Origin of the sequence: Roseovarius sp. EC-HK134, from assembly GCF_902498815.1 — a bacterium.
GTDB lineage: Bacteria > Pseudomonadota > Alphaproteobacteria > Rhodobacterales > Rhodobacteraceae > Roseovarius > Roseovarius mucosus_A.
On record NZ_LR701529.1, the window covers coordinates 1 to 17,571 of the forward strand.

General features: G+C 62.3%; 16 protein-coding genes. 13 read left to right on the forward strand and 3 right to left on the reverse strand.

The genetic code is table 11. The features are described from left to right. Positions 1–5 precede the first annotated feature (5 nt). From GC127_RS22990 to GC127_RS00040, 8 genes are all read left to right on the forward strand, one after another. Positions 6–419: a hypothetical protein gene (locus GC127_RS22990; RefSeq protein WP_254699949.1), complete on the forward strand. Its 414-nt coding sequence runs from the start codon at positions 6–8 to the stop codon at positions 417–419. A 1-nt stretch (position 420) separates the two neighbouring features. Beyond that, entirely contained in the window at positions 421–618 is a 198-nt protein-coding gene (locus GC127_RS00010; RefSeq protein WP_151976010.1) for a hypothetical protein, read from the forward strand. A 75-nt stretch (positions 619–693) separates the two neighbouring features. Continuing rightward, positions 694–1,113, forward strand: coding sequence for a hypothetical protein (locus tag GC127_RS00015; protein ID WP_151976009.1), 420 nt, complete (start codon positions 694–696; stop codon positions 1,111–1,113). Continuing rightward, positions 1,106–1,750 carry an antitoxin of toxin-antitoxin stability system gene (locus tag GC127_RS00020; RefSeq protein WP_151976008.1) on the forward strand — a complete coding sequence of 215 codons (645 nt, stop codon included), beginning with the start codon at positions 1,106–1,108 and terminating at the stop codon, positions 1,748–1,750. The genes GC127_RS00015 and GC127_RS00020 overlap by 8 nt, the downstream gene beginning before the upstream one ends. Before the next feature lie 57 nt (positions 1,751–1,807). Further along, on the forward strand, positions 1,808–2,401 hold the full coding sequence (locus GC127_RS00025) for a DUF6088 family protein (RefSeq protein WP_151976007.1): 594 nt from the start codon (positions 1,808–1,810) through the stop codon (positions 2,399–2,401). Continuing rightward, a complete protein-coding gene (locus GC127_RS00030) occupies positions 2,394–3,413 on the forward strand; it encodes a nucleotidyl transferase AbiEii/AbiGii toxin family protein (RefSeq protein WP_151976006.1) in 1,020 nt (339 codons plus the stop codon). The genes GC127_RS00025 and GC127_RS00030 overlap by 8 nt, the downstream gene beginning before the upstream one ends. 142 nt (positions 3,414–3,555) lie before the next feature. After that, the gene (locus GC127_RS00035) at positions 3,556–3,768 is read left to right on the forward strand and encodes a hypothetical protein (RefSeq protein ID WP_072244827.1); all 213 of its coding nucleotides are present in this window, start codon (positions 3,556–3,558) and stop codon (positions 3,766–3,768) included. Positions 3,769–3,780: 12 nt separating this feature from the next. Continuing rightward, complete coding sequence (locus GC127_RS00040) at positions 3,781–4,860, forward strand: hypothetical protein (RefSeq protein WP_151976005.1); 1,080 nt, start codon at positions 3,781–3,783, stop codon at positions 4,858–4,860. A gap of 114 nt (positions 4,861–4,974) precedes the next feature. Here the strand turns inward: GC127_RS00040 and GC127_RS00045 are convergent, their stop codons facing one another. Continuing rightward, positions 4,975–5,268: a hypothetical protein gene (locus tag GC127_RS00045; protein WP_050525478.1), complete on the reverse strand. Its 294-nt coding sequence runs from the start codon at positions 5,266–5,268 to the stop codon at positions 4,975–4,977. 176 nt (positions 5,269–5,444) lie between these two features. On the opposite strand from GC127_RS00045, the gene GC127_RS00050 reads away from it, so the two are divergent. The 5 genes from GC127_RS00050 to GC127_RS00070 all read left to right on the forward strand — a co-directional run bounded on the left by GC127_RS00050 (position 5,445) and on the right by GC127_RS00070 (position 12,861). Then, entirely contained in the window at positions 5,445–9,902 is a 4,458-nt protein-coding gene (locus GC127_RS00050) for a strawberry notch family protein (RefSeq protein WP_151976004.1), read from the forward strand. A gap of 3 nt (positions 9,903–9,905) precedes the next feature. After that, positions 9,906–10,937 carry a toprim domain-containing protein gene (locus tag GC127_RS00055; protein ID WP_151976003.1) on the forward strand — a complete coding sequence of 344 codons (1,032 nt, stop codon included), beginning with the start codon at positions 9,906–9,908 and terminating at the stop codon, positions 10,935–10,937. A gap of 366 nt (positions 10,938–11,303) precedes the next feature. Beyond that, on the forward strand, positions 11,304–12,236 hold the full coding sequence (locus tag GC127_RS00060) for a DUF2493 domain-containing protein (protein ID WP_151976002.1): 933 nt from the start codon (positions 11,304–11,306) through the stop codon (positions 12,234–12,236). A gap of 87 nt (positions 12,237–12,323) precedes the next feature. After that, entirely contained in the window at positions 12,324–12,581 is a 258-nt protein-coding gene (locus GC127_RS00065; RefSeq protein ID WP_151976001.1) for a WGR domain-containing protein, read from the forward strand. A 49-nt stretch (positions 12,582–12,630) separates the two neighbouring features. Beyond that, a complete protein-coding gene (locus tag GC127_RS00070; protein WP_151976000.1) occupies positions 12,631–12,861 on the forward strand; it encodes a DUF6429 family protein in 231 nt (76 codons plus the stop codon). Between the two features lie 107 nt (positions 12,862–12,968). On the opposite strand, the gene GC127_RS00075 is transcribed toward GC127_RS00070, so the two are convergent. Both GC127_RS00075 and GC127_RS00080 read right to left on the reverse strand, forming a co-directional pair. Beyond that, complete coding sequence (locus GC127_RS00075) at positions 12,969–14,921, reverse strand: UvrD-helicase domain-containing protein (protein ID WP_151975999.1); 1,953 nt, start codon at positions 14,919–14,921, stop codon at positions 12,969–12,971. Next, a complete protein-coding gene (locus GC127_RS00080; RefSeq protein WP_151975998.1) occupies positions 14,918–17,152 on the reverse strand; it encodes an ATP-dependent endonuclease in 2,235 nt (744 codons plus the stop codon). Before GC127_RS00080 ends, GC127_RS00075 begins: the two co-directional genes overlap by 4 nt. Positions 17,153–17,571: the final 419 nt, after the last annotated feature.

Here is a 17,571-nt window from a genome sequence, read left to right on the forward strand (position 1 = left end):
CCTGCATCATCGCGGACAAAATAGCGAGGGACAGTCCCCTCTCGAGCTCTGGTGACTTGCATAATCTGCCCTCGGAAAAAGGTGAAAACTTCAGCCTTGGAGGTGAAATCGCAAGTGTCCAGATAATCGATCAAAGCAAGGAGATCAGCGCCGATTTTCGGCATCGGGCCCTGCGGCACCATGCCGAGGGCATATTCATGGCCGAGACGATCTTCGGCCAGACCCTCACGCTCTCGACCGGGCGCATCATCCCGACCCGCTGGGTCGGCGAACAGCACGTGAAGGAAGACCTCGGCTTCATCCCGAGCTTCGCCGACTGGGTGAAAGCCATCCGGCCCGAACCCTGGATGGGCCGGTCCGAGCGGATCGAGGCGCTGGTCGATCCGCATCTCGCCTCGCCCGTGGTCGAGGTCAGTTGACATGACTGATCCCGCATACTTGCGCCTCGATCTGCCGCCGACGGCATCGCCCCAGACAGTTCTGCGCGCGGCGGTCCGGGCGCTGCACCCTGACACGCGCGCCGTGCGCAGCTTCCGGACGGCGCGCAAGCGCTTCTACCGGCAGATGCTCTGCGCGCATGCCGCGCGGCAGGCATCGGGCGACAATCCGACCGGCTGATCGCTTCCAACCAACCCTTCATCCCAATCCAGCGCCCGGCCCCCTGGCCGGGTTTCTCAATCTCAGGAGGTCCCCATGGCGGATTACTTCACCCATTTCTCATGCCTGATCGACGTTGGCACGCCCGACAAGGCCGCCCGCGCGCTCGCGCTGTTTCATGACCTGCGCGCTGCGGATCAGGACGCCGACGACCCGGAGGTGGCGGGTTTCACCCTCGTGCATCAGGACGCGCCCGAGGGCAGCACCCTCTGGATCCATGATGATGAGCACGGCGATGTCGAGGCGGTTATACGCTTCGTGCTGCGCCTGGCCGAAGACCTCGACCTCACCGGCCTCTGGGGATTTCAGTACGGTCTGACCTGTTCCCGCCCGCGCCTCGACGCCTTCGGCGGCGGCGCGCATGTCATCGACCTCGGCTCGCGGAAATCCGTCGGCTGGACGAGCAGCCAGGAATGGCTGGCCGCCGCGCTGAATGGGGAGGACGTCGATGCCTGAGGTCATCTCCACAACAGTCTACCAGTTCCCTGAACTCTCCGACATCGCCAAGGACAAGGCACGCAGCTGGTATCGTGAGCTTGGGCCCCACGACGATTGGTGGGACGCGGTCTATGAGGATTTCGAGCGCATCTGCGATATTCTCGGCGTCCGGCTCAAAACCACGCCTGTGCGGCTGATGGGCGGCGGGATGCGGGCCAAACCCTGCATCTGGTTTTCGGGGTTCTGGAGCCAGGGGGATGGGGCCTGTTTTGAAGCATACCTCAGCCACACCAAGGGCGCGGCCGCGCGCATCCGGGACTATGCGCCCCAGGATGCGACGCTGCATGGCATTGCCGACCGGCTGCAGGCCATCCAGCGGCGTAACTTCTATCAGCTCTCCGCCGAGGTCAGCCACCGCGGGCGCTACTACCACGAATACACCATGTCCGTGGACGTCACGCGGGACAGCCCGACCTGGCAGCTGCCGACCGAAGACGCCGAGGAGATCGTGACCGAGGCGCTGCGTGATCTGGCCCGCTGGCTTTACCGCCAGCTTCAGGCTGAATACGACCACCTGACCTCGGACGAGGCCATAGAGGAGGGGATCATCGTCAACGAGTACACCTTCACCGAAGGAGGGCGCCGCTTCGGGTGAGACGGCACGGTTGAAAACTGTCAGAAACCTGCATATATTTCTGACAAAGGAGCAATCATGGAGCGCATGGCCGAGAGCATTATGAATGTCGCGACGACGTTGCCGGAGGGGGTGCCCTTGGCAGCGAAGGGGCTCCTGCACCTCGGCTCGCGCGCGGCGGTCGATCAGACGCTGTCGCGTCTGGCCGCGCGCGGCGAGTTGATCCGTGCGGGACGCGGCATCTACATGCGCCCCGTCCAAACACGCTTTGGTCCGCGCAGTCCGTCCGCTGAACAGGCGATTGAAGCGCTCGCTGTGCAGCGGGGCGAGACGATCGTGCCGAGCGGTGCTGCCGCGGCAAACGCTTTGGGCCTGACCACGCAGATGCCGGTCAAGTCGGTTTACCTCACCTCGGGACGAAGCCGTGTGCTGAACCTTGGCCGGCAGGCAGTCGAACTGCGTCATGCGCCGCGCTGGCAGTTGGCCCTTGGGAGCAAGACCTCGGGCCAGGCCGTCCGTGCGCTGGCATGGCTCGGGCCGGATGAGGCTCCCATGGCCCTGCAAATCCTGCGATCCAAGCTCACGGAGACGGCAAAGACCGAACTCGTGTCCGCCGCGCCGCAGTTCCCGACTTGGCTGGCACGATTGATCGGAAAGATGGTCCATGGCTGAGGCATTCCTGCGCCTCACTGCCAAAGACCGACTGGATGCTCTTGGCGTCGCAGCCGATCGGCTTGGCCGGCCAGCCCACCTCCTCGAAAAGGACGTCTGGGTGGTCTGGGCGATCCAGCAATTGTTTGGATCGCCCGTCGGCACAAACCTCGTCTTCAAGGGTGGCACCTCTCTGTCGAAGGCCTACCAGGTCATTGACCGGTTTTCCGAGGATGTGGATCTGACATTCGATATCCGGGCGCTGATCCCTGATTTGCTCGAGGGCCGTGAAGATGCCATGCCCGCCACGTCCAGCGAAGAGCGGCGCTGGTCGAAGCGCGTCCGACAGGCTTTGCCTGAATGGGTGGCCGGGACCATCCAGCCGATCCTGCAGCAGGCAATTGATCGGGAAGGGATCGATGCCGGCCTTCGGATTGACGGCGACAAACTGTTCATCGACTACCCGCACCTCGCCCAAGGCACTGGATACGTTTCTCCGAGCGTAATGCTGGAATTCGGCGCGCGTTCTACCGGAGAGCCGGCATCAGTGCGCGACATTGTTTGCGATGCCGCGTCGGTGATCGAAAGCGTGGAGTTTCCGTTTGCTCGTCCCCGCGTGATGCACGCCGAGCGAACGTTCTGGGAGAAGGCGACGGCTATCCACGTCTTCTGCTTGCAGAAACGTTTGCGCGGCGATCGCTTCTCGCGACACTGGCACGACCTTGCTAGGCTAGATGAGGCGGGCATTGCCACTACCGCCACTGAAGATCGGGCGCTCGCGGATGCCGTGGCTCGCCATAAGACGATGTTTTTCTCTGAAAAGACCGCCGATGGCGCAAAAGTTAACTACAGCGCAGCAACAGCGGGACATCTGCAACTGGTTCCAAGCGGTGAGGCATTGATTGTTCTCGCAGATGATTACCGCCGGATGGTCGAAGATGGTCTCTTCGCCACGTCACCAGAGCCCTTCGATGTTTTGATGGACCGCTGTGGTGAGATCGCGCTCAGGGCGAATGCCGCTTTCAAAACTTGAGGGAGCCTTTCCGATGGGAACGGGTTTAATGCGAAAAGCTTCTCGGGCAGTGAGAGGTTCGTTCCACCTTTGTTCCGAGCGGCGTCTATGGTATATGTTGGGTCAGTTATCGATTCTGGCACACGATATGGAGGCCGAGGGCATGGCAAAGAAATCAGGCGGCAACGGGCATTACCGCAGCGCAATCACAGGCCGCTACGTCACCACGGCGCACGGAAAGCGCAGCCCCAACACGACGGTCTATGAAAAGACAGGCGGCGGCGCGACCGGGTCGGCGCGTAGCGCCAAAACCGGACGTTTCGTGACTGAGGGGTTTGCAAAGCGTAACCCTCGCACGACCGTGAAAGAAGATTGATGGAGGCAGGACATGAAGGACTTGAGGCTTCGCAATCTTGAAAAGTATCGGACGGGCGGAACGCAGGATCGAATGGAACTTTCGCTGCCCAGGCCAACGAGTCCTTCGGGCAAGGTGTATCATTATTCCCCAAAGGAGGATGCTGCCCCGCGTCTCTTCTTAGTGGGTGAGGCACCAGAAGAGCGTACGATCTCAGATGTTAACAGGTCTCGCATGCGTCGCGAGCCGGGGCCGGGGCAAACGGTCTGTCCGTATTCCGGCCATATGGCTGATGATGAGGAATTCACACACGCTGATGATATTGCGGCGGTGAAAAAGCACGCGCTCTGGTTGGTCGAAAATGATGTGAGCGATTGGCTCGGTGAATATGCCAAGGATTTCAACCGCAAGTTTGGAAAAGGTGGCCTCATCTCCATGAAGATGGAGCACAAGCCGCGGCGGCGTGTTGAACCGCTTGCGATACGAGAGGATTTGCTGCGCAGCCTAGATTGCGGAGTATGCGGTCGATCCTACGGGGTCTACGCACTCGCCTTGTTCTGTCCCGATTGCGGAGCACCGAACGTAGCGATGCATTTTCGTCGCGAGGTTGAGATTGTTGGGGAGCAGATTGCTCTGGCAGATGACCTCGATGAACAGGGTAGAAGCGAGATTGCCTATCGCGTAATGGGGAACGCGCATGAAGATGTTCTGACCGCCTTTGAAGCGACGCTGAAGACGGTTCATGCGTACTTGGTTCGCACGCATCTGCCCGAGAGGGTCGAAAAACTCATCGGCAAAAAAGCGATCGGCAATGCTTTCCAGAATGTTGACCGTGGTAGGAGTGTGTTTGCCAAGATTGGGATCGACCCATTTGACAGCCTGAACGATCTCGAAATCGAAAATCTGCGTCTGAACATTCAAAAGCGCCACGTTCTCGGCCACAATCTCGGCGTGGCAGACGAACACTATGCGAGCTTCTCAGAAGATCACGAACCTGGTGAGACCGTCATGCTGATTGGTGAGGATGTGAAGCGGTTTGCAGATTATTGCCTGAGAGTGGTCGAACGACTTGAGGAGTATCTGCTTTCGAACGTGACACTGTCGGAGCCCTAAGCTGTTCCCATTGAATACTCGCTGTTTCTAAAGCTCAGCGCACAAGTCGGTTTTTACGCCAAAGCTTCCACGAGCAAGGCTTTGCGCCCTACACTGACTTTCAGCTGATCACTCTCACTTGTTCCCGTCGATCCACTTCGACATCAGCCCCTTGTCGCGGAAACACTCATCCGGCACGGCACGGCGTTTGATCCGGGCGAGGCGTTCGGCGAAGGCGACCTGCTTTGACGTCGGGCGGCTGTCCTGCGCACCCGGGTTCATCTTGGCTTGTGCGTCGATCCATGCGCTCAAGGAGCGCCGATCTTGCTGAACCTCCCACGGCAGAAGCGTCTGGTTGCGCAGGGCCAGCGCGCGCGCATAGGCGATCTGCTTGGGCGTCGCGGGCAGGGCGTAAGTGGTGCTTTCCATCCGGGATCTCCCTTCATAGCTCAGCTTTCAGTATAGAACATAACAAGAACAAAAGCAAGCCGCCTGCGGAAATCATGGGGTTTGAGAGGGAGAGGAGGGCCGGGGAAGGTCAGGCCTGAGGGTGCCCGAAAGAGGGTGTCCGGGCCCGATCCTGTTCCTCATTCCGGAGTTTCCCGATGACCCATCTCGCCCCTTTTGCGACCGAGCGCGCGCTTGCGCCTGCCGTCCCCATCCCGTCCCCCGATACGGTCGCTGCGATCTTGAGCGTGGCCGAGGCGCTGCAGCCTGATCTGGCGCAGGGTTTCGAGATCGACGCGCTGCGCCTGCGCGTTGAGATGGAGCGCGCCTTTGGCGGCTCTGATGCGACCGGCGCCTGGGACTGGAAGCTGGCCTATGAAGCGGGCGAGGTGGCGCTCGTCCTCTTCCTGCGAAAGTTCGGCCGCGCGCTGCTCGCCCGGGCCGGCTCGCCTGCGGCGCTGCTGCCGATCCTCTCCAAGGTCGCGGACCTCTTGCCCACGCATACCCGGCGTTCGGAGGAGATGGAGCGCTTCCAGCAATTCTCGACTCCGCTGCCCATGGGGCTCGCGGCGCTCACTGCTGCGCAGATCACCCCGCGTGACCTGGTCCTCGAGCCTTCGGCCGGGACCGGCCTTCTGGCGATCCTCGCGGAAATCGCCGGCGGCAGCCTTGCACTGAACGAGTTGGCAGACACCCGCGCCGACCTTCTGCGCCTTCTCTTTCCGGGTCATCCCGTCACCACATTCGACGCAGCACAGATCGACGATCATCTCGACGCGGGCGTCCGCCCGAGCGTCATCTTGATGAACCCGCCGTTTTCGGTTGTGGCGAATGTCGATGGCCGGACGACCGAGGCGACAGCGCGCCACCTCCGCTCGGCGCTTGCCCGGCTAGCCCCCGGCGGTCGTCTGGTCACCATCACCGGCGCCGGTTTCGCGCCGCATGCGCCTGCGTGGGCTGAGACATTCGGCCGCCTGACCGAGAGTGCCCATCTGGTCTTCACCGGCGCTGTGTCGGGCGCTGCTTTCGCCAAGCACGGCACCAGCTTCGAGACGCGGATCTCGGTCTTCGACAAATGCCGGGGCGGCGAGCAGGGCGGCGTCACAGCCAATCTGACGCGCCCGATATCGCCGGATGTCGCCAGCCTGCTCTCGCTGATCAACACCCATGTTCCCCCGCGCCTCGTGCTGGCGCAGATCGCATCAGCCGGGCAGGCCCCCACTTCCCCCTTCCCGGGAAATTCCGCCCTCACCGCGCGCACAGGCATCAGCTCGTCGCGCGCCACGCCTGCAACAGCCCCCACCAACACCGCGGTGCAGATCGAGGCCGCAGACCTCGCCTATACCCTGCGCAATGCAACCGAGGACGGGGCCAGCGCGCGCCTGTCGGATGCTATTTATGAGACCTTCCGTCTGCAGGCGATCGACATTCCCGGAGCGGAACCGCACCCGACCAAGCTTGTGCAATCTGCGGCCATGGCTTCGGTCGCGCCCCCAAAACCCAGCTACCGGCCCAAGCTTCCAGCCGCCATCCTGCACGATGGCCTTCTGTCCGACGCGCAGCTTGAGACCGTGATCTACGCGGGCGAGGCGCATGGCGCGCATCTTGCCGGATCATGGTGCGTGGATGAGACCGGCGACATGGTCTCGGCCGCGCCCGATGATGCCCCTGACGCCATCCGCTTCCGCCGTGGCTTCTTCCTTGGCGACGGCACCGGGGCGGGCAAGGGCCGCCAGTCGGCCGGGATTGTGCTCGACAACTGGGCTCAGGGTCGGCGCAAGGCGCTCTGGATCTCGAAGAGCGACAAGCTGCTGGAAGATGCGCAGCGCGATTGGTCTGCCTTGGGGCAAGAGCGGCTGCTCGTAACGCCGCTGTCGCGCTTTGCCCAAGGCAAGGACATTCCGCTGACCGAAGGCATTCTGTTCACCACCTACGCCACACTGCGCTCGGAAGAGCGGGGCGCAAAAAAGTCCCGCGTCGACCAGATCGTCGACTGGCTCGGGGCGGAGTTCGACGGGGTGATCCTCTTCGACGAAAGCCACGCCATGGCGAATGCCGCCGGATCGAAAGGCGAGCGCGGTGACACCGAAGCGTCGCAGCAGGGCAGGGCGGGCTTGCGTCTGCAGCACAAGCTCCCCAATGCCCGCGTGGTTTATGTCTCTGCCACGGGCGCAACTTCGGTCCATAACCTCGCCTATGCGCAGCGCCTCGGCCTCTGGGGTGGCGTCGGGCCCTCCGCTTGCGCGCCGGGCGTTCCTCACTCAGATCGTGCCACTGGCACGCTCTGTGCCGTGCCGGCAACGCTCGTCACTCCCTTCGCCACCCGGGCGGAATTCGTCGAGGCGATCGAGGCCGGTGGCGTTGCCGCGATGGAGGTCCTCGCACGCGATCTGCGCTCCCTTGGTCTCTACACCGCCCGATCTCTTTCCTATGACGGCGTCGAATACGAGATGCTCGAGCATGCGCTCACGCCTGAGCAGCGCGGTATCTACGATGCGTATGCCGGGGCCTTCGCCATCATCCACAACAACCTGGCCGCTGCGATGGAGGCCGCCAACATCACGGGGGATGCCGGCACGCTGAACCGGCAGGCCAAGTCCGCTGCACGGTCAGCCTTCGAAAGTGCCAAGCAGCGCTTTTTCGGCCATTTGCTCACTTCCATGAAAACCCCCACCCTGATCGCCAGCATCGACGCTGATCTGGCAGTGGGCCACGCGGCCGTGATCCAGATCGTCTCGACCGGCGAGGCGCTGATGGAGCGCCGCCTGTCGGACATTCCCACGGATGAGTGGAACGATGTGCGCGTTGACATTACGCCAAGAGAGGCCTGCCTTGACTATCTTGCCCATTCCTTCCCGGTGCAGCTCTACGAGCCCTTCACCGACAGCGAGGGAAATCTGTCGTCCCGTCCCGTGGTGCGCGACGGCCAGCCGGTGGAATGCCGCGAGGCCGCGCGCAGGCGCGACGCGCTGATTGAAAAGCTGGCGTCGCTTCCTCCCGTCCCGGGCGCGCTCGACCAGATCGTCCAGCGCTTCGGCACCGATCTCGTCGCCGAGGTCACGGGCCGGTCGCGCCGCATCGTGCGCAAGGGCGAGGGTCCTGCCGCGCGTCTTGTCGTGGAAAGCCGAGCCGGATCGGCCAACCTCGCGGAAACCGCCGCCTTCATGGATGACCAAAAGCGCATCCTGATCTTCTCGGATGCGGGCGGCACCGGGCGCAGCTATCACGCTGATCTTGGGGCCAAGAACCAGCGTCTTCGGGTCCATTACCTTCTGGAACCCGGCTGGAAGGCGGATGCTGCCATCCAAGGCCTGGGCCGCACCAACCGGACCAATCAGGCGCAGCCGCCGCTCTTCCGGCCTGTGGCCACGGATGTTAAGGCGGAGAAGCGGTTCCTGTCCACCATCGCGCGCCGTCTCGACACACTCGGGGCGATCACGCGTGGCCAGCGCCAAACCGGGGGGCAGGGGCTGTTCCGACCCGAGGACAACCTCGAAAGCCCTTACGCACGCGACGCCTTGCGACAGCTCTACCGGCGCATCTATCGCGGCGATGTGGCGGGCTGCTCGCTGATGGCGTTTGAGGATGCCACCGGTCTCAGCCTGACCGACGACAACGGGCTGAAGGACGACCTGCCGCCGATCACGACCTTCCTCAATCGCCTGCTGGCGCTGACGATTCATATGCAGGCCGTGCTCTTCTCGGCCTTCGAGGAATTGCTCGACCAGCGGATCGAGGGCGCCATCGCCGCCGGGGTCTATGACCTCGGGCTCGAGACGCTGCGCGCCGAGAGCTTCCGCGTCACGGATGCACGCGTCATCTACACCCATCCCGGCTCTGGCGCGGAAACGCAACTGCTCACCATTGCGGAAAAACGGCGCAACACGCCGACTTCCCTCGTCGATGCCCTCGACTGGCTCGACGACCCCAAAGCACGCTTGCTGGTCAACAGCCGCTCGGGCCGTGCTGCGGTTCAGGTGCCAGCCACCAGCCTGATGCTGGATGACGGCACCATCGAGCCCCGCCTGCGGCTGATCCGGCCAACGGAATCCAGCACGGTCCCGGCTAAGATGATGGAGGACACCCATTGGCTGGAGGCCGACCGCGCGGCCTTCGCCGCAGCCTGGACCGGGGAACTGGCCGAGGTGCCGGAGTTCTCGGAAACCACGCTGCACATCGTGGCGGGCCTCTTGCTGCCGATCTGGAAGCAGCTCCCCCAGGATGAAACCCGCGTCTACCGGCTGCAGACCGATGACGGCCAGCGCATCATCGGTCGCCGCGTCTTGCCCGCCTGGGTCGCGACCACGCTTGCGACGGATGCGCCGAAGCTGACGGCGGCGCAGGTCCATGCCCTCGTACTAGAGGGCAAGACCGTGGTGCGGCTGGCCGAGGGCATGGAGCTGCACCGATCCCGCGTCATGGGAGTGAACCGCATCGAACTCTCCGGGTTTTTGGGCGCCGCCAAGGACCGGCTCAAGGCGGATGGCTTCTTCTCGGAGATCATCGCCTGGAAACTGCGCCTGTTCTGCCCGACGGACTCGGGCGGTATCGCAATACTGGATCGTTTGCTTGCACGTTGTCCTGTGACAGGACTACATGTGCCCGGAGGATGTTGAGTTATGTATTCTGAGACAGAAGATTTGATCCGTGCACTCGCGGAGAGTGCTGAAAGCGTTTGTCGCCATTACCTTCCCGCCGGACGGCGGGAAGGGTCCTATTGGATCGTGGGCGACCTGCAGAACAACCCCGGCCGGTCGCTCTTCGTGCGCCTGACCGGGCCTACCTCAGGGCCGGGTGCGGCTGGTAAGTTCACGGACGGCGCAACGGGCGAGCACGGTGATCTTCTCGACATCATCCGCGAGCGAACCGGGATTTCGCGCTTTCCTGATCTTCTGGCCGAGGCCCGAGCGCATTTGGGCCGTCCCCAGCCGATCCTCCCAAATACGCCAGTGCCGAAGAAGGCCAAAGCCCCCGGTGGCACACGAGCCGCGGCGGCGCGGCTCTTTGCAGCCTCTATGCCAGTCGCAGGCACGCTTGCCGACACTTACCTTCGCGCCCGGGGCATCACCCAAGGCGGCACGATGAGCGCGCTCCGCTTCCACCCGAAGTGCTGGCATCGGGATGAAGGCCAGACCCGGAGCGTCCCCAGACCGGCGTTGATCGCCGCGGTCACCGATGGGGCAGGGGCATTGCAGGGCGTGCATCGCACCTGGCTGGCACCTGACGGACAGGGCAAGGCGGGGCTCAAAGCGCCGCGACGTGCCATGGGTCACCTGTTGGGCAATGCTGTCAGGTTGACCCCGCATGAAGACATCCTCGTGGTCGGCGAAGGAATCGAGACCATGCTGTCCCTGTCCGAGGCGGCCTCCGGCCTTCCCGTCTGGGCGGCTCTCTCGTCGGGTCACCTCGGGGCGGTCCTGCTGCCGGAGGGGGTGCAGCGCCTCTACATCGCCATCGACCGCGATCCGGCGGGGCGAGGCGCGGCAGAGAGGTTGAGCGCCAGAGCAACCGAGGTCGGAATTGCCGTTCGGGTGTTGGAGCCGCGTCTCGGGGATTTCAACGATGATCTCCGGGCGCACGGCGCGGACGCGCTGCACGAGCATCTGGCCATTCAGATCGGGCCCGAGGATCGGCATCGCCTGTCAGGCTGAGCAGCGTCGCGCAGGGGGTGAGCAAGGGACAGCGGGGCAGGGGTCACGAATCCGTTTCGTGGCTCCGGACCGTCTCCTTGCCTCTTTCCGGGTAAATCTCATCCACCCGTCACCCGCACGGCCTTCAAGAGATGGGCAGGCGGCCGTCAAAGGGGCCGCCCCTTCAAGGACGGGGGGCGACTGATTTCCGCCGGCGGCAGAGCCGCCTTTGCATCGCGAAGCAAATCAGCCGCCCCCCGTCCTCCTCCACATGCGTTCCGGCCCCGAAGAGGGGGTGAAGGGGCGTCCGCCATGACGGCTCAGAGCTGCCCATGAAGGCCGCGCGGGTTGTCGCGCGGACGAGACAGGCCCGGAGGCAAGAAACAGATGACGATCCACACTCACGACGACACGTATGAACCCGCCCACACCGCATCCCAGACCGCCCATGCGCTCGATGAGCTGCAGCTCTATGGCTACCGCCCCTTTGACGAGCCCGATCCGCGCCCGATGCCCGATGGGCAGCGCCTCGCGGTCGCCGTCGCCGACATCTTCGATGCTCTCGTCGCGACCCTGGAAGACACCCGCATGGAACCCGACCTCGAAGAGGTGCTCTGGGGCCAGGTCAACCTCTTCCACCGCGCGACGGCCCGGATCGAGCGGTCGCTCGACGAGAACGAGCAGGCGCAGCGCCGCCTCCAGCGCGAGCAGGACGGCTCCGAGGTGAAATCCGTCGAGCTCGAGCGCCTGACGGCCGAAGGCCTCACCCTCATTGAGCGGCGCAACTGCATGGACATGATGCGCGATCACGCCGCCACGGAGTTTGTCCATCACACGGGATCGACCTGGCGCCCCCGCACAGGATCGATGGTGAACCGCCAGCACATGACCGCAGCGCTGATCGACAGCCGCGACTTCCTGGCCGCCAAGCGCCGCGCGGAGAACGAGGTGATGCTGCCCGCAGGTCCCAAGGTTGCCCTCACCGGCGGGACCGACTTCAACGATCACCGCCTGATCTGGGGCAAGCTCGACCAGGTCCGGACCAAGTATCCCGACATGGTCCTTCTGCATGGTGGCAGTCCCAAGGGCGCAGAGCTCATCGCTGCCAAATGGGCCGAATCCCGGGGCGTGACGCAGGTGGCCTTCAAGCCTGACTGGACCAAGCACGCCAAGGCCGCACCCTTCAAGCGCAACGACGCCATGCTGGACGTGCTGCCAGTGGGTGTCCTCGTCTTCCCGGGCAATGGCATCCAGGAGAACCTCGCAGACAAGGCCAAGAAGCTGGGCATCCCGGTCATGAAGTTCGAGAAGGGGGCGTGAGCCCCCTTTCCCTTCAAGGGGACATCATGGTGGAAGCAATCGGCTCCACCTGATATCATGACACAAAGACCCGCGCCGGATTACGATATGTTTGATACCGTCAGCCAATTGGAAATCTTCCCGACCGACCTGCAGATGCGGCGGATCGATCCTGCGTGCAACATGCGCCGCTTTTACCGCATGAGCATCCAGCCCGACCTGTTCGGCGGTGCAAGCCTTGTGCGCGAATGGGGCCGCATCGGATATCGCGGCCAGATGATGGTCGAGCCGCATGCCGATGAAGGCCAGGCCGTGACCGCGCTGATGAAGCTCGCGCGCGTAAAGCAGCGGCGGGGATATGCGTGAAGTGTGTGCGGCGACACTGCGCTAAGCCAGGCGAGGCAAGGAGGGGATGATGACACTCGACACCGATAAGATCGATGACGCAACCCTCGCGATCCTCAGCCTGACGTTGCATGACGGCGATCGGGTCTGGAAGGGGATCGATTGGCACATCACCGACCGGCTTTTTGAGAAAGGTCTGATCGATAATCCGAAAAACAAGGCAAAATCACTGACCCTGACGCCTGAAGGCGTTGAGCGCGCGCGGGCAGTTTTGGAACGGGAGTTCACAAAGGCAGAGTGATCAACCGTCAAGGGTAAGCAAGGCGGGCTGAGAATCTGGCTATCGAGAGACAATACAGGACGTGTCCGGCCCAATGCGGTCATTGCTGAACAGGTCAGCGCAGCTACCTAATGGGTCCCGTCAGTCGCAGCTATCACGATCTCGTCCTCGGCCATCCACCCGTTGGAGATCAGAAACCTTCGGATGGTGTCGGGGGTTTCGGAGTAGAGCACAAGCGCGAGGCTCTCTTCTGCGCGGGTACAGGTGACGTAGAGCAAGCGGCGCGTGCGCTCGATCGTGGTTTCCTCGCCGTTGTCCGCCTTTTTCTGGGCGGCTGGGCCTAAGGGTTTCACACCAAACAGCGTCTCGTAAGATGCAAGGCCTTTGAAGCGCGTGTGTGCATCGTCGGCGATCACCATGACCCGGGGAAATTCGAGCCCCTTGACCCCCTGGTGGGTGCCATAGGGGCTGCGGTCTTCGACATAGGCGAGGTAGCGCGCCACCTGGGAAAACGGGGCCTCAAGCGCCTGCGTCCAGGCCTCAATGATGGTGGTTTCAGTGGGTGGTGAGCCCTCGGGCGTAGTGATGTCCAGCTCGTCAAACAAGGGATCAAGCTCAGCAAGGATATCGGCCATGTCCTGGGCCACCGGATTGTTGTCAGGCAAACAGGCCCGAAGCTGGTCAGGGATCGGGAACAACCGGTGCTCGGCCACGACTGCCAACACGTCGGCACAACTCGGATCCGGTTCGTCCTTAAATAGCGTCATCAGCGCCGCAACGCCCGCCCGCGCCGCGTCGAGGCCAGTGGCCTGACCCCCGCCCCCCTCCCGGATACCTCTCTTATCGACCAGCGGTGAGCCGTCGCGCAGCACTGCCATCGCGGCAAAGGCATCCCCATTCCTTTGTGCCGTCACCAGAGGCAAGACCCGGTGGGTGAAAAGCCGCATCGCGGGTAAGGTGCCGTCGCGAAACCCGTCCTTGAGCTTGTCGGGTTTGCTCAGGGGCTCAAACAACTCACTGAAACCAAGCCGTGCGGCGGCCATGTGACGCTCGATCGTGAGGGTCTTGATCGCCTCCGCTTTCTGCCACGCGGAATCTCCGGTGATGCGGGCCATTTCTGCACGGGCGGAGGCCTCGAAGGCTGCGCGATCTGTGCACTCGCTTGGCGCAAGAAAGACACGCACGGTGCCACCCGGTTTGTCTTCGCGCGCCCGCTGCTGGCGGCCATCATCGTCGCGCCGGATCGAATTCGCCAGGTCCACGATCCGCTTGCGGCTGCGGTGGTTCATCTGTTTGGCCGGTTGCGAAAAATCCCCCACTCGCTGGTCAAGATCGCGCAAACCATCGGTATAAATGCGCTGCATCGTGTCCCCGAGCAGCCCTAGGGCGATGCGGCCGCGATGGCGTGCCTCGAAGGTCAAGAGCGCCTCCATCAGCGGTTTCATCGTGTCCTGACTCTCATCGATAAGGATGAACGGGTAGCGCGCCAGAACGATGTTCTGAAACGTCTCGCTTTCAGTCAGGAAATGCGCGGCGAGCGCAATGACTTCGGTATGTTGCAGCGCATCGCGGCCGAAATTGTCCCCCTCGGGCGCATAGGTGAAGGCGCGGATTTCAGCCAGGCGCTCCAGACGCTTCGTCTTGGAGGCCATCTTCCTCTCGCGTTTGTCATGGGCGTCGGTGCCCGCACGGCCCTTCGCATGGGCTGCCTGGATCTCGGCAATTTCTGTCCGCAGGTTGCTCTCTAGCCAGCCCCGAATATCCGCCGTGCGCCCCTCGATGAGCGACCAAGCGAAGCTGTGGATGGTCTGTACCTGAAACACCGGATCGGCCTTGACGCGGCGTGTGATCTCATCTGCGGCGGCGTTAGTATAGGTGATGACGGCGATCTTGCGGCTGTGTTTGCGCAAGGTGGTCAGGGTCTGTGTGTCCAATCCCTCAAGTGCCTCCTTGAGAGATCGCGTCTTTCCAGATCCCGCCCCGGCAAAGAGAAAGAAGCTGCGCGGCTGATCAAGGGACAGGCACGCGCGAATCGTCGCGTCAGCGCACGCGTCGCGGGTGGCGTCGGTCACGTCTGTCACGCTGCGCCCTCCACGCCCTTCAGTTGGCCCGCGAGCCAGGTAAGGCCGGTGTTGATATAGGGCGGCGCGCGCAACACTTTGATATCTTTGATGTACAGAAGATCCAGTGCGAAGGCGGCCTTTTCCGGTCTTTTTGCCAACCTTTCAAAGAGCGCCTTGGCGAGGTCTTCAGGGGCCTGAGCTTCAGCGATGGATTTGGCAAAGGCACGGGTCATGAGGCAGGAGAACTCTGTTCCTGCGGCGTCCGTCACGGCTTTCGGGTTACTCAGGACCAGAGCATCCTCGAAGGTGCTGGGCGTGACGCTCGCGGACACCGAGCCAAGTGTCACTTTTTGCGGGGTTTGATAGCTGACGGCGATGGGGCGGTCAGGGGCCGTGTGACACAGAGCCGTGGGCGGAGAGCCTACCAGCTCATCAATCTCTGCCAGCTTGGGGAGCCAGGTCTTTAGCACGTGGTTGGCTGTGGTTTGAGCAGCCCCGCAGCAAGGCTGGACCGATTCTTTAACGACCTTCCCGCCTTTGTCGACCTCTGCCACCGCGTCGAGATCGGTGATGATCAGCGTCGGCACCTCCAGCGCCTCGATCAGAGGCCGCAACCTATGCGCGTGACTGCCCCCCAGCTCTAAAAAGGATAGATAGGCTGCAGCCAAATCAGGGTAGTGATGTTGGATCAGATGCGGCAGCAGAATCCGCTCCGCAGCACCCTCGATTACGATGATGGCGTCGGCAAAGAATAGATCAAAATGTGTGCTCAGCAGATAGCGCGTCACGAAGCGATGGGTTTCATTGTCCGCACCAAAGAGCCCAGTCATATTCGCCACACTGGCCGTGGGCACAACTCCTTGACTTGGCAGCTCGCGCTTGAAGTAACGCAGCTCCTCAAACGCGGCGGCGTGTGCAATATGGCCCGAATGGGTGCTCACGACCAGCTGAGTGGTAAAGGCCGAGCCCTCCTGCTCCAGATCTTTATGGTTGCGCAGCACCTTGTGAGCCCTAGCCATAAAGACCTGCTGTACCTGAACATGCAGATGCGCCTCCGGTTCCTCGATTAGCACCAGTTGCAGAGGTTCGATACCCTTGTCGTCTGGGGTCACTAACTGCGATTTGAACTTGCCTACTTGCATCCAGTCATCCCGGAAACGCATTAGCTGAAACACCATGGAGATGAGGTTCTGGAAGCCGAGGCCGTTGTAGCTTTCAGGCAACTTCACCCCAGATGTGTCGCCCGAGATATCGTATTGCACCGCAGCCGGGTGATCGAGCCCGTCAACGGGTTTGATCTGCGTGGCTATGAAGAGTTTCGGATTGTTCAGCCCACCGGGATAGCCGAGACTTTCCAGTTCCTTGATAGCATCAGCGAAACCATCCTTGAGCCGGGCATTAAAGGTGGTTTCGGCATCATGGATTGCCTCGAGCGCTTTGACGTCGTTCGGCGTGGGGTCCTTTTCGGGGTCGATATGTTTACGGAAATAGGGCTGAATCTGGCTGGCAATCTTGCGGCTAGTTGCGTTCGTCGGTTCATCGTCGTCGCCATTACTGTCCCCTGCGTCTGCGAAACCGCGTTGCGCGTTGATCTCACGAATGTGGATGAGTCCAGCAAAGGGGTTCGAACCGATCCCCTCCGACAAGGCCGGTAGGGCCTGCGGCTTAACCGGCCCTGTCGTGGTGAAGCTCATGGGATCCAGAATATGGGCGTTAAGCTCGAATAGGTCCCTCAGGCGCTTGTCTAGAAATTCTCGAAAGTCACGTGGCCAAAGCGCGAACCCTTTGGCCGTTGCGCCGCCGGGTTGCAGCGTCTGAGCGGCATCTCGTGCGGCCAGGTACTGCGCCTTGATGTCCGCCCCCTTCTTTGGCTCCAAGCGTAGGCGCACGCCCAGCAAGCCACCAGTCCAGGTCAGTGTTGGGATTAGGTGCGCGACATGGTGCAGTTCTGACGTGTCAGCATGGAGCCAGACGTCAATGAACGGAAGCTGGGCCAGGAGCGGGCTGAGATCCACCTCGACCTCCTGTGTCCAGGCTCCCGCGATCTGTTCAATTGCGGCCCAGTTTGAGGCTGTTACATCACGCGTGTCGATACCGCCGCGATCCTTAAGGAATTTGCGCAGCGCCTTCATGGCCGATGTCTTGCCGCTGTTGTTGGCCCCGACGAGCAGAGTCTGCTTGTCCGACATATCCAGACGGGCGCGCCGCAATTTGCGAAAATTGAAGACTTCAATGCGTCTAAGTTTCATGGTGTTGTTGCCTCCATCGCAGGAATTGCTGCGCTGGCGCCTGTATACATGCTTGTCCTGTGGGTTTGTAGCCGTGCTCAACCGCAAGGGCCCATGCCGATCCTCACATGTTGGGCTATTCGCTTCGCGCACTCAAAGGGAGCGGTCGAAGTCGAAGGTTGAGTGGTGGGCCCCGCATCCGCTTCGAGGCGCAGCGCCGAATGCCTTTTGGCGCTTAGTCTTTGGTCGCGCCGTCTTCCAGAATGCCACGCCTTGTGATGCAAAAGAGCTCTCATGCGTTTTAGGGGAATGACCGCTCCCCGCCCTACGTGACCACGGCCCGATTCATGTTTCGTCCGGCGTAGCCGTCAGCAGAGTAGCGAACACCAGCCGAATGTTCTTTCAGTATTTGACGCGAGAGCATCGGACTCAACGACCTC